Origin of the sequence: Pseudomonas sp. REP124 (genome assembly GCF_020164475.1) — a bacterium.
Taxonomy (GTDB): domain Bacteria; phylum Pseudomonadota; class Gammaproteobacteria; order Pseudomonadales; family Pseudomonadaceae; genus Aquipseudomonas.
On sequence record NZ_JAIQWX010000176.1, the window covers coordinates 1 to 11,561 of the forward strand.

Below are 11,561 nucleotides of genomic sequence, written 5' to 3' on the forward strand. Positions count from 1 at the left end.
GGGGTCAGTAGAACATCGAGCGGTTTTCTTCCAGATCCGCACACATCACCTTGTTGTCCGGGTCGATCCCCAGTTTGTTGAAGGCCGGCACGCTGAAGGGGTCGATGCGTGAAATCGGGTGATCGGTGTCCTTGTGGCAATACAGACTGGCCACTTGCACCAGGTCGACGTAATCAACCTGCGCCGATTCGCGCTTGAAGTTCAGATACAGCTGCGGCACTTGCACCAGAACGTCCGGAAACTCCCAGACCCTGAGCAGTTTATCCCCAAGCAACGGATGAATCTGGTCGATCACATGGTTGAGGCTGACCGGGTCGGACAGCAGTTCATAGTGATCTTCGGCGTAGGTCAGGATCGGCAGCACACCGATCTGATGCACCAGCCCGCCCAGCGCTGCCTGATCGGGCTTGAGCTGGGTGTAGCTGCGACACAGCGCGTAACTGACACCGGCGATTTCCAGGCTTCGGCGCCAGACATCGCGCATCTTCTGTTCCACCACCTCGGAGCGGGCATGGAAGATCTGCTCCATGACCAGGCCGATGGCCAGGTTGCTGCTGTAGTTGATGCCCAGGCGGGTGATCGCCGTGTGCAGGTCGGTGACTTCCTGGGTTGCGCGCAGCAGAGGGCTGTTGACCACCTTGATCAGCCGCGCGGACAGCGCCGCATCGCGGCCGATCACTTTGCTCAGGTCGCTGATCCCGATGTCCGGGTCTTCGGCGGCCTTGCGAATCTGTAACGCCACCTCCGGCAAAGTTGGCAGAACCAGGTCATCGTTATCGATGGCCTCAACCAAATCCCTTTGGACCTTTTCCGCCAGCTCGCTCATTTCGTTTCTCTAGGTGTCGCCAAAAGGTGTCGCTGAAAAGTGCCGTGTTTAGCGCTGGATTTCGCGGTCGCGGTCGAGTTCGTAAGGCAGGTCGAGCAACTGCAGGGCCGGGCCATCGAGTGCACCGACGTGCAGGTCACCGGCTTCGGCGGCTTCGGCTTGCAGCACCGCCAGCAGTTCGATGTTCTGTTCTGCACGGGCAGCCAGCACAACTTCGCCGATGGAGCTTGAATGAGCAGGGGAAAACAGTTGGGTACCGGGCTCAGGTAGTTTGCCGGCGTCCAGTTGCACGCGATACAGGCGGCGCTTGAGTTTGCCCAGGTACTGCATACGCGCGACGATTTCCTGGCCGGTGTAGCAGCCTTTCTTGAAACTCACGCCGCCAACCGCCTGCAGGTTGAGCATCTGCGGAATGAACAACTCGCGGGTGCCTGGCATCACTTGGCCGATACCTGCGCGGATCTGGCCCAGCAGCCATTGATTCAGATCACCTTCGGCCAGCAGGGCGCCGAGTTTGCCCTTGATGACGTCGGCCTGGTCGGCGGCGGCCCAGAGTTCTGCGCGATCAGGGGATACGCGAATGGCGATCAGCCCGTCGTTGCGCGCGACACTGTCGGTGTCTGCCGGCAGCTCAAGGCCCAGGCTGGTCAGCGCGGCATCGCCATGGTCGACGCCGAAGCGGACCCAGACGGCGCTTTCGTCGGTCAGCTTGGACTTGGAGAACACCGCGTACTTTTTCAGGTCCGCCAGTTGCGGTTCAAGCAGCTCGCTGGCCATGGCCAGCAGCACGCCGTCTCCTTCGAGCAGGATACGGAAACTCGATTGCATCCGGCCTTTCTGCGTGCAGCGCGCGCCGAGGCTGGCTAGGGAGTCGCTGAGGTAGTTGAGGTTGCAGGTCAGTTGACCTTGCAGGAACTTGGCGGCGTCCGCGCCGCGGACCGCCAGAACACCTTCATGAGACAGCGTGCAGAAAAAAGCAGAATCGGCCATGGGTCATCGCAGGGTAAAGAGTCTGGCGGACATGATAAGGGGGCGCCCTTGAAATGGGTAGTTCACAAAGGATCGTCGGTGCCCGACCAAAGCCGACTGTTCGATCAGGTCTGGGGCTGTATACTTGCGGCCCTATTTGAGGAGCGCTCCATGGTCGAAGATGTTGAACTGAATCGCCTCTACTGGCACAGCCGCCGCGGCATGCTTGAGCTAGACGTGTTGCTGGTGCCGTTCGTGAAAGAGGTTTACCCGCACCTCAACGAGGTTGATCGCGCCTGCTACGTCAGGTTGCTCGAATGCGAAGATCAGGACATGTTCGGCTGGTTCATGGAACGCGCCGAGTCGGAAGATCCGGAGCTTCAGCGCATGGTTCGCATGATTCTGGATCGTGTCCAGCCCAAGTAATTCGTTCGAATGCCGCTGGCATGCCTCGCGGCAGTTGCTGGCGGCATATCTGTTGGCCCAGCTGTTCGCGCTGGGTTCGCTTTTTCTTATCTCCCTTCCAATCTGGGCCAGCCTGCTCGGCGCTGTTTGCTGCCTTGCGCACGGCGTCTGGGCATTGCCACGTCAAATTCTGTTGACTCATCCCGAGGCTTTTCGAGGCTTGCGGCGCGATGCCGACGGCTGGCAATTGTGGAATCGGTCTAAGGGGTGGCAGCCGGTGCAGCTGCGGCCGGACAGCTTGGCGCTGCCGTTGATCGTGGTGCTGCGTTTCCGTTTGCGCGGTGAGCGGCGAGTCAGGGCCATTTGCGTGCCCCGGGATTCGCAGGCGGCGGACTTGCACCGTCGCCTGCGGGTCCGGCTCAAGTTCAGTCGGCGTAGGTGGGCGGCACCAGAATAGTGTCCAGGGCCACCGGCAGCATGTTCGGATAGTCGAGGGTGTAATGCAGGCCACGGCTTTCCTTGCGTTCCATGGCTGACAAGATCATCAGTTCCGCCACCTGCGCCAGGTTGCGCAGCTCGATCAAATCGCGGCTGACCTTGTAGTTACTGTAGAACTCGTCGATCTCGTCGAGCAGCAGGCGCACCCGATGCTGAGCCCGCTGCAGGCGCTTGTTGGTGCGCACGATGCCGACGTAGTCCCACATGAACCGCCGCAATTCGTCCCAGTTGTGCGCGATGATCACGTCTTCGTCGGAGTCGGTGACCTGGCTCGCATCCCAGATGGGCAGGGCGGCGGGCGCGGCGACCTGCGGCAACTGCTCAAGGATGTCAGCCGCGGCGGAACGTGCGTAGACAAAACACTCCAGCAGCGAGTTGCTGGCCATGCGATTGGCGCCGTGCAGGCCGGTGAAGCTGGTTTCGCCGATGGCGTAGAGGCCCGGTACATCGGTGCGACCGTGCTGGTCGACCATGACGCCGCCGCAGGTGTAGTGCGCCGCCGGTACCACCGGGATCGGCTGTTTGGTGATGTCGATAGAGAATTCGAGGCAGCGCTCGTACACCGTCGGGAAGTGCGTCTTGATGAAGTCTTCGGACTCGTGGCTGATGTCCAGGTAAACGCAATCGACGCCCAGACGCTTCATTTCATGGTCGATGGCCCGGGCGACGATGTCCCGCGGCGCGAGTTCCGCCCGAGGGTCGAAACGATGCATGAAGCGTTCGCCGTTCGGCAGCTTCAGGTGGGCGCCTTCGCCACGCAGGGCTTCGGTAATGAGGAAGCTCTTGGCTTGCGGGTGGTACAGGCAGGTAGGGTGGAACTGGTTGAATTCCAGGTTCGCCACCCGGCAGCCCGAACGCCAGGCCATGGCGATGCCGTCGCCACAGGCACCATCGGGGTTGCTGGTATAGAGGTAGACCTTGGCCGCGCCGCCGGACGCGAGGATCACGAAACGCGCGCCGTAGGTGTCGACTTCGCCGGTGCTGCGATTGAGGACATAGGCGCCCAGGCAGCGGTCGCCTTCAAGACCAAGGCGTTTTTCGGTGATCAGGTCGACTGCCACCCGCTGTTCCAGCAGCTCGATGTTCGAGCGCTGCTTCGCCTGGGTCAGCAGGGTTCTGAAAATGGCCGCGCCGGTGGCATCGGCAGCGTGGATGATGCGGCGATGACTGTGGCCGCCTTCGCGGGTCAGGTGGAATTCGAATCCGCCGTCCTCGCTGCTGAACTGTTCATCGCGGGTGAACGGCACGCCCTGGTCGATCAGCCATTGAATCGCTTCCTTACTGTGCTCGACGGTAAAGCGCACGGCGTCTTCGTGGCACAGGCCGCCGCCGGCATTGAGGGTGTCATCGACGTGGGATTCAACGGTGTCGGTGTCGTCCAGCACTGCCGCAACGCCGCCCTGGGCCCAGAAGGTCGAACCGTTGGCGAGGTCGCCCTTGCTCAATACGGCAATGCGCAAATGACCGGGCAAGGTCAGCGCAAGGCTCAAGCCGGCAGCACCGCTGCCAATTACCAGAACATCGTGTTGAAACTGTTGGCTCATTTCAGGATTCCGCTCAAGGCGACCCGGTAGGGGGGAAGCGCTGGACAACTGGACAGGCGAGTCAGGTTTGCGCACAGCCCACTAGTATATAGAGGGGTGGGGCGGCACAATAGCCGAGCACATATGGCATTGTGAAACTACTGTGACGAGAAAAACCTGACGCTTCGTCGGATGTTTTTTTCGCTGACTTGCCTGCTTGAGGACTGTATCGGGGATTTAACAGTCTTTTTCCATTCACAGTTGCACAATGTTGATGTCACACAGCTATAAATGTGTGGAACTTTTGCCAAAGGCCCAAGATCAATAGGCGGTTGCCTGAATTTAGGGACAGGGTCGGAATCGTGGAGGATTGTGATTGGATCCTGCCGGTGAAACTGACAAGAAGATTATTCGCGCAGCCGGGATATCTCGTGCTGCGTTTTTCGTGCGTGCCGAATCAGAGCCCGCAGGAAACTTGCCTGGAGGGGGAGAACTTTTGCGAAAAGCCCGAGTCTATGTTTGCAAGCCCGGTCGTTTAGTTTTGCAAGCCTCCTCCGTGCTTATTGAGGAGTGTTCATGCTAACCCAGGAAGAGGATCAGCAACTGGTCGAACGCGTTCAGCGCGGCGACAAGCGTGCTTTCGATCTGCTAGTGCTGAAATATCAGCACAAAATTCTCGGGTTGATCGTGCGGTTCGTGCACGACACCCATGAAGCGCAGGATGTGGCGCAGGAAGCCTTTATCAAGGCGTATCGCGCACTTGGAAATTTTCGCGGCGACAGCGCGTTTTATACGTGGCTTTACCGCATCGCCATCAACACGGCGAAAAACTATCTGGTTTCACGCGGCCGCCGGCCGCCGGATAGCGATGTCAGTTCCGAGGATGCAGAGTTCTACGATGGCGATCATGGCCTCAAGGATCTCGAGTCGCCAGAACGGGCTTTGCTGCGGGATGAGATCGAAGGCACCGTCCATCGAACCATTCAGCAACTACCTGAAGATTTACGTACGGCTTTAACTTTGCGTGAATTCGATGGTCTGAGTTATGAGGACATTGCGAGCGTCATGCAATGTCCGGTGGGCACCGTGCGCTCCCGGATCTTCCGCGCCCGGGAGGCCATCGATAAAGCCCTGCAGCCGTTGTTGCAGGAAAACTAATGACAGCGGCGACAGCCAAGAGAGGAACGCCATGAGTCGTGAAGCCCTGCAGGAATCGCTGTCCGCAGTGATGGATAACGAAGCGGACGAATTGGAATTGCGTCGGGTGCTCAGCGCCTGCGACGATGTTGAAACCCGTGAAACCTGGGCTCGTTACCAGATTGCTCGTGCGGCGATGCACAAGGATCTTCTGCTGCCACGCCTGGATATTGCAGCGGCAGTTTCCGCGGCTCTGTCCGACGAAGCCGTACCGGCAAAAGCCACCCGTGGTCCATGGCGCAGCCTGGGTCGTCTGGCCGTTGCTGCATCGGTAACGGTTGCCGTACTGGCAGGTGTTCGTCTGTATAACCAGGACGAAATCGCCGGTGTGGAACTGGCTCAGCAATCGACCCAGCAGAACCTGGCCGCTCCACAAGTGAAGGGCCCGGCTGTTCTGGCAGGCTATAGTGAGAGTTCGGACGCTACTGGCCCAATGGCCAACGGTGTATTGCAAGGGCAGCCAGGCTGGCACGATCAGCGTCTTCCAGGCTACTTGCGCCAACACGCTCAACAGGCTGCACTGAAAGGTACCGAGAGCGCTCTGCCTTACGCGCGTGCAGCAAGCCTGGAAAACCGTTAAGGAGGATCATGCGCGCCATACCTCTACTTACGCTTCTGCTTGGTGGCTGGTTCGTTGTGCCAGCCCACGCCGATGAAGCTCAGGACTGGCTGACCCGTCTTGGCCAGGCCGAGCAGCAGCAAAGCTTTCACGGTACTTTCGTCTACGAGCGCAACGGTAGTTTTTCTACCCATGACATCTGGCACCGCGTCCAGGATGGCAAGGTCCGCGAGCGATTGCTTCAGCTCGACGGGTCGGCGCAGGAAGTCGTACGCATTGATGGACGTACTCAATGCGTCAGCGGCACCCTGATAGCAGGGCTTGGGGACTCCCCCAACTCCTCGGCTCGTGCACTCGATCCACAAAAGCTGAAGAACTGGTATGACCTTGCTGTCGTCGGCAAGTCGCGCGTGGCCGGCCGTCCGGCGGTGATTGTGTCGCTGACGCCTCGTGATCAGCACCGCTACGGTTTCGAACTGCATCTGGACAAGGAAACCGGTTTGCCGCTCAAGTCATTGCTGCTCGATGACAAGGGGCGACTTCTGGAAAGGTTTCAGTTCACCCAGCTGGACACTTCCAGCGTTCCGTCCGACAGCGATCTGCAGCCGGGCTCCGATTGCAAAGCCGTCAATCTTGAAAGCGACAAGGCTTCCGCGGTCAAGACTGCGCAAACCTGGCGTTCAGACTGGTTGCCACCTGGCTTCGAGCTGACCAGCAGCACGGCGCGCAAGGATCCGGAGACCAAAACCCAGATCAACAGCCTGATGTACGATGATGGCCTGGCGCGTTTTTCGGTGTTCCTGGAGCCATTGAATGGCGCCACGGTGACTGACACCCGCACTCAGCTTGGCCCAACTGTCGCCGTTTCCCGCCGCATGACCACGCCGCAAGGCGAAATGATGGTGACTGTGGTCGGGGAGATTCCGGTCGGCACTGCCGAGCGAATCGCGCTATCGATGCGAACCGACGCTGCCACCACCAAGCAGTGAGCTGAAATCGAAATGTTTCGTGAGCATTTCAGTTTGCAAATACCCCGAGAATTTTTTATAGGTCAGAGCCCCTCGGCTCTGGCCTTGTTTGTTGTTCCCGAAACAAAGATACCGGCGTATCTTTTCCCGGGTTCCTTGTTCCATATCGCTTAACCATGCTCGTCGTAACGGGAGCCGTATGTCGATACCACGCTTGAAAGCTTATCTCTCCATTTTTGCCACCGTGCTGGTGCTCGGTCAGGCAGTCTCCGCGCAAGCGGCCGATCTGCCCGACTTCACCCAGCTGGTCGAGCAAGCTTCGCCCGCAGTCGTGAACATCAGTACCACGCAGAAACTGCCGGACCGCAAAGTGAACCAGCAGATGCCGGATCTCGAAGGCCTGCCGCCGATGCTGCGCGAGTTTTTCGAACGCGGCATGCCGCCGCAACAGCGTTCACCTCGCGGTGATCGTCAGCGTGAAGCGCAATCCCTCGGTTCAGGTTTTATCATTTCGTCTGACGGCTACATCCTGACCAACAACCACGTGATCGCCGATGCCGATGAAATTCTGGTGCGTCTGGCTGACCGCAGCGAGATGAAAGCCAAACTGGTCGGCACCGATACCCGTTCCGACGTGGCGTTGCTGAAAATCGAAGGCAAGGACCTGCCGGTGCTGAAGCTGGGCAAATCCCAGGATCTGAAAGCCGGCCAGTGGGTCGTGGCGATCGGTTCGCCGTTCGGCTTTGACCACACGGTGACCCAAGGCATCGTCAGCGCCGTGGGCCGCAGCCTGCCCAACGAAAACTATGTGCCGTTCATTCAGACCGACGTGCCAATCAACCCGGGTAACTCCGGCGGCCCGCTGTTCAACCTCAATGGCGAAGTGGTCGGCATCAACTCGCAGATCTACACCCGTTCCGGCGGCTTCATGGGCGTGTCGTTCGCCATTCCAATCGACGTGGCCATGGACGTTTCCAACCAGCTGAAAACCGGTGGCAAAGTCAGCCGCGGCTGGCTGGGCGTGGTGATTCAGGAAGTGAACAAGGATCTTGCCGAGTCGTTTGGTCTGGATAAGCCGGCCGGTGCGCTGGTTGCACAGATCCAGGACGATGGTCCTGCTGCCAAGGGCGGCCTGCAGGTTGGCGACGTGATCCTGAGCATGAATGGTCAGCCGATCGTGATGTCCGCCGATCTGCCGCATCTGGTCGGCGCGCTGAAAGCTGGCGCCAAGGCCAATCTCGAAGTGATTCGTGACGGCAAGCGCAAGAACGTCGAACTGACCGTCGGCGACATTCCTGATGAAGACAAGGACCTCAGCGCCTTGCCGAAATCCGGTGCCGAGAGCAGCAGCAATCGCCTGGGTGTTTCGGTGGTCGAAATCACTGCCGAGCAGAAGAAAACCTACGACCTCAAGGGCGGTGTGGTGATCAAGGAAGTTCAGGATGGACCTGCCGCCATGATCGGCTTGCAGCCGGGTGACGTGATTACCCACCTGAACAACCAGGCGATTGAGTCCACCAAGCAGTTCGCGGAGATCGCCAAGGCGCTGCCGAAGAATCGTTCGGTGTCCATGCGCGTTCTGCGTCAGGGCCGCGCCAGCTTCATCACCTTCAAACTGGCTGAATAATCCGGTTGTCGGCTGAATGAAAAACCGCCTCGAAAGAGGCGGTTTTTTTATGTCCGGAACAAATGGTGTCCGAGGTCGTCAGCCCATCATGTCCTTGATCATGCGCTCCTGTTCCATCAGCTCACGCTGACGGGCATCGATGCGCGAAGACAGCGGGAAGTTGCTGCCAGCCTTGCGCTTGGCGAAGTCCAGTTGCTGGATGGCCTGACGGTAGTCGCCCACCAGGGCGAAGTACTCGGCGCGCGCCTGATGCAGGCCGATGATGTTGCCCGACAGCCCGCGAGTCTCGGCCACCTGGTACCAGACATCCGGATCGTCCGGACGGGACTTAAGCAGGCCTTCCAGAGCTTTCTCGGCATCGGCGGTGCGGTTCTGTTTCAGGAAAAGGTCGACGCGCACCTGGTTCAGCGGATAGTTGCCAGGGTACTGCGCGAGCATCCGGTCCATGCGCGATTGAGCGTCCGGCAGTCGATTGTTGGTGATGTCCAGGTCGATCTGCGCAAGGTTGTAGATGATCTCGTTGGGCGCCTTGGCGAGCAGCGGTTTGAGATTCTCCCGGGCTTCGTTCAGCTGGCCGCCCTTGATCTGGGCGATGGCCAGCCCGTAGCGCGCGACATCGTTCTTCGGATTTTCATCCAGCAGCGCGCGGAATCGCTTGGCGCCCAGGCCCGGGGTTTCCTCGTAGATAAGCTGGACTCGCGCACGGATCAATTGATAACGCAGCGTGTCCTCAATGCCGCCCTGGGGCGCCTGCTCGGCGCGGTTGCGGGTGTCGGCGATACGCGATTCGGTCACCGGGTGAGTCAGCAGGAATTCCGGTGGCTTGGCGTCGAAGCGATATTGGCGGCCCAGGCGTTCGAACATCGAGGGCATCGAGCGCGGGTCGTAGCCGGCTTTTTCCAGATTGAGAATACCGATGCGGTCGGCTTCCTGTTCGTTCTGCCTCGAGAAGCGTCGTTGTTCCTGAATGGCCGCTGCCTGCGTACCGGCAATGGCGGCGATACCTGCATCGCCTGCACCGGCGGCGGCAATCACGATCCCGGCCAGCAGCGCGGCCATCATCGGCACCTGCATGCGCTGTTGCGCTTCCACGCCTCGGGCAAAGTGACGTTGCGACAAGTGAGCCAATTCGTGAGCCATTACCGAGGCATATTCGCCTTCGGTCTGGGCGTTAAGGAACAGGCCGCCGTTGACCCCGACAATCCCGCCAGGAGCGGCGAAGGCGTTGAGTTGCGGGCTGTTGATCAGAATGAATTCAAAGCGCCGGTCATTGACCTGGCTGGCCTCGGCCAGGCGATACACGCTGGATTCGACATAGTCCTTGAGTTGCGGATCATTGAGCTGCGACACCTGGCTGCGCAACAGTGCCAGCCATGCGCGGCCCAACTGGTATTCCTGTTGCGGAGAGACGATGGCAGAACTGGCGTCGCCGAGTGACGGCAGATCGTCGGCGAAGCCCGGTGAGGCGAGCAGGCAAGCGAGCGTCAGCAGGGTAGGGCGCAAAAAAGTCATGCACAAAGCCTTAGTCGACAAAGACCTTACTGTAGCCGGACACCAGCCTTGCGACCAGATATTCTAGGCAGCTCAATCATCTGTACCGGAGTGTTGCAATGACCGACGCTGTAGCCCATGACGTTGAACTGGACGCCAGTGGCCTCAATTGCCCGTTGCCGTTACTCAAGGCGAAGATGGAACTCAACCGCATGGCCAGTGGCGCAGTGCTCAAGGTGATCGCCACGGATGCAGGCTCGCAGCGCGACTTTCGCACCTTTGCCCGATTGGCCGGTCATACGCTGCTTCGTGAAGAAGACGAATCAGGCGTTTACCGCTATTGGTTGAAGAAGGCCTGAAACCCGCGACGTTTGTTCTTAAGGATTATTGATGTTCAAAGTGTTACGCGACTGGATTCAGCGCTACTTCTCCGATGAAGAAGCCGTGGTTCTGGCAGTCCTCCTTTTTCTCGCATTCACCGCCGTCCTGACCCTGGGCGGCATGCTTGCGCCCGTGCTGGCCGGGATGGTGCTGGCGTATCTGATGCAGGGCCTGGTGCTGAGTCTGGAGCGTCTGCGCGTTCCGGGTGGAGTGGCGGTCGGGCTGGTCTTCGCGCTGTTCATGGGCGTGTTGCTGGTGTTCATCGTGGTCGTGGTGCCGCTGCTCTGGCATCAATTGATCACCTTGTTCAACGAACTGCCCGGCATGCTCGCCAAGTGGCAATCGCTTCTATTGCTGCTGCCGGAACGCTACCCGCATCTGGTGTCCGACGAACAGGTGCTGCAGGCCATTGATGTGGCGCGGGGCGAGATTGGCAAGTTCGGGCAGTGGGCGCTGACGTTCTCGCTGTCGAGCCTGCCGCTGTTGGTCAACATCATGATCTACCTGGTGCTGGTGCCGATCCTGGTGTTTTTCTTCCTCAAGGATCGGGTCATGATCGGCGAGTGGGTGCGCGGTTATCTGCCGCGTGAGCGCGCCTTGATCACCCGCGTTGCCCACGACATGAACCGGCAGATCGCCAACTACATTCGCGGCAAGGTCATCGAGATCTTCATCTGCGGCGGCGTGACCTACATCGCTTTCGTCATTCTGGAACTCAACTACGCGGCGCTGCTGGCGTTGCTGGTGGGCGTGTCGGTGGTGGTGCCCTACGTCGGAGCCGTGGTGGTGACCGTGCCGGTGCTGCTGATAGCGCTGTTCCAGTGGGGCTGGAGCGATCAGTTCATCTATCTGATGGCGGTCTACGGGATTATCCAGACACTGGACGGCAACGTGCTGGTGCCGTTGCTGTTCTCGGAAGCAGTCAATCTGCATCCGGTGGCGATTATCTGTGCGGTGCTTCTGTTTGGCGGGCTGTGGGGATTCTGGGGGGTATTCTTTGCGATTCCCCTGGCGACCCTGTTCAAGGCGGTGCTTGATGCGTGGCCGCGCAAGGAACCGATGGTGGCGCCGTTGCTTTGAGGGCCTCTTCGCGGGCAAGCCTCGCTCCTACAAAACC

12 protein-coding genes are annotated in these 11,561 nt (G+C 59.6%); 8 read left to right on the plus strand and 4 right to left on the minus strand.

The genetic code is table 11. From position 1 onward, the window contains the following. Window positions 1-4 precede the first annotated feature (4 nt). Window positions 5-826: an HDOD domain-containing protein gene (locus K9857_RS26935; protein ID WP_224541067.1), complete on the minus strand. Its 822-nt coding sequence runs from the start codon at window positions 824-826 to the stop codon at window positions 5-7. Window positions 827-874: 48 nt separating this feature from the next. After that, the gene (locus tag K9857_RS26940; RefSeq protein ID WP_224541069.1) at window positions 875-1,816 is read right to left on the minus strand and encodes a YgfZ/GcvT domain-containing protein; all 942 of its coding nucleotides are present in this window, start codon (window positions 1,814-1,816) and stop codon (window positions 875-877) included. 150 nt (window positions 1,817-1,966) lie between these two features. On the opposite strand from K9857_RS26940, the gene K9857_RS26945 reads away from it, so the two are divergent. Continuing rightward, the gene (locus K9857_RS26945; protein ID WP_007898624.1) at window positions 1,967-2,221 is read left to right on the plus strand and encodes a succinate dehydrogenase assembly factor 2; all 255 of its coding nucleotides are present in this window, start codon (window positions 1,967-1,969) and stop codon (window positions 2,219-2,221) included. Then, a complete protein-coding gene (locus K9857_RS26950) occupies window positions 2,205-2,657 on the plus strand; it encodes a protein YgfX (protein WP_224541071.1) in 453 nt (150 codons plus the stop codon). Before K9857_RS26945 ends, K9857_RS26950 begins: the two co-directional genes overlap by 17 nt. Here K9857_RS26950 and nadB read toward each other — a convergent pair. Beyond that, window positions 2,626-4,242 carry an L-aspartate oxidase gene (gene nadB / locus K9857_RS26955; RefSeq protein ID WP_224541073.1) on the minus strand — a complete coding sequence of 539 codons (1,617 nt, stop codon included), beginning with the start codon at window positions 4,240-4,242 and terminating at the stop codon, window positions 2,626-2,628. The two genes, K9857_RS26950 and nadB, sit on opposite strands and share 32 nt — an antisense overlap. 555 nt (window positions 4,243-4,797) lie before the next feature. Here nadB and rpoE point away from each other — a divergent pair. From rpoE to K9857_RS26975, 4 genes are all read left to right on the plus strand, one after another. Next, a complete protein-coding gene (gene rpoE / locus K9857_RS26960) occupies window positions 4,798-5,379 on the plus strand; it encodes an RNA polymerase sigma factor RpoE (RefSeq protein ID WP_003172477.1) in 582 nt (193 codons plus the stop codon). Between the two features lie 31 nt (window positions 5,380-5,410). Continuing rightward, window positions 5,411-5,998 (plus strand): sigma-E factor negative regulatory protein, encoded by a 588-nt coding sequence (locus tag K9857_RS26965; RefSeq protein WP_224541074.1) that lies wholly within the window; start codon window positions 5,411-5,413, stop codon window positions 5,996-5,998. Between the two features lie 8 nt (window positions 5,999-6,006). Then, window positions 6,007-6,966, plus strand: coding sequence for a MucB/RseB C-terminal domain-containing protein (locus K9857_RS26970; RefSeq protein WP_224541076.1), 960 nt, complete (start codon window positions 6,007-6,009; stop codon window positions 6,964-6,966). Between the two features lie 178 nt (window positions 6,967-7,144). Further along, window positions 7,145-8,572 carry a DegQ family serine endoprotease gene (locus tag K9857_RS26975; RefSeq protein ID WP_224541078.1) on the plus strand — a complete coding sequence of 476 codons (1,428 nt, stop codon included), beginning with the start codon at window positions 7,145-7,147 and terminating at the stop codon, window positions 8,570-8,572. A 78-nt stretch (window positions 8,573-8,650) separates the two neighbouring features. On the opposite strand, the gene K9857_RS26980 is transcribed toward K9857_RS26975, so the two are convergent. Further along, window positions 8,651-10,084, minus strand: a complete 1,434-nt coding sequence (locus K9857_RS26980) for a M48 family metalloprotease (RefSeq protein ID WP_224541080.1) — start codon at window positions 10,082-10,084, stop codon at window positions 8,651-8,653. 98 nt (window positions 10,085-10,182) lie between these two features. On the opposite strand from K9857_RS26980, the gene K9857_RS26985 reads away from it, so the two are divergent. Both K9857_RS26985 and K9857_RS26990 read left to right on the plus strand, forming a co-directional pair. After that, window positions 10,183-10,422 (plus strand): sulfurtransferase TusA family protein, encoded by a 240-nt coding sequence (locus tag K9857_RS26985; protein ID WP_175376181.1) that lies wholly within the window; start codon window positions 10,183-10,185, stop codon window positions 10,420-10,422. A gap of 31 nt (window positions 10,423-10,453) precedes the next feature. Next, window positions 10,454-11,524 (plus strand): AI-2E family transporter, encoded by a 1,071-nt coding sequence (locus K9857_RS26990; RefSeq protein ID WP_224541082.1) that lies wholly within the window; start codon window positions 10,454-10,456, stop codon window positions 11,522-11,524. The last annotated feature ends 37 nt before the right edge of the window (window positions 11,525-11,561 follow it).

Bases quoted from the DNA above. Each gene is read 5' to 3' on its own strand.
- nadB (WP_224541073.1), bottom strand. From the start codon at position 4,242: ATGAGCCAACAGTTTCAACACGATGTTCTGGTAATTGGCAGCGGTGCT.
- K9857_RS26975 (WP_224541078.1), top strand. From the start codon at position 7,145: ATGTCGATACCACGCTTGAAAGCTTATCTCTCCATTTTTGCCACCGTG.
- K9857_RS26940 (WP_224541069.1), bottom strand. From the start codon at position 1,816: ATGGCCGATTCTGCTTTTTTCTGCACGCTGTCTCATGAAGGTGTTCTG.
- K9857_RS26945 (WP_007898624.1), top strand. From the start codon at position 1,967: ATGGTCGAAGATGTTGAACTGAATCGCCTCTACTGGCACAGCCGCCGC.
- K9857_RS26935 (WP_224541067.1), bottom strand. From the start codon at position 826: ATGAGCGAGCTGGCGGAAAAGGTCCAAAGGGATTTGGTTGAGGCCATC.
- K9857_RS26990 (WP_224541082.1), top strand. From the start codon at position 10,454: ATGTTCAAAGTGTTACGCGACTGGATTCAGCGCTACTTCTCCGATGAA.
- K9857_RS26970 (WP_224541076.1), top strand. From the start codon at position 6,007: ATGCGCGCCATACCTCTACTTACGCTTCTGCTTGGTGGCTGGTTCGTT.
- K9857_RS26980 (WP_224541080.1), bottom strand. From the start codon at position 10,084: ATGACTTTTTTGCGCCCTACCCTGCTGACGCTCGCTTGCCTGCTCGCC.
- rpoE (WP_003172477.1), top strand. From the start codon at position 4,798: ATGCTAACCCAGGAAGAGGATCAGCAACTGGTCGAACGCGTTCAGCGC.
- K9857_RS26985 (WP_175376181.1), top strand. From the start codon at position 10,183: ATGACCGACGCTGTAGCCCATGACGTTGAACTGGACGCCAGTGGCCTC.
- K9857_RS26965 (WP_224541074.1), top strand. From the start codon at position 5,411: ATGAGTCGTGAAGCCCTGCAGGAATCGCTGTCCGCAGTGATGGATAAC.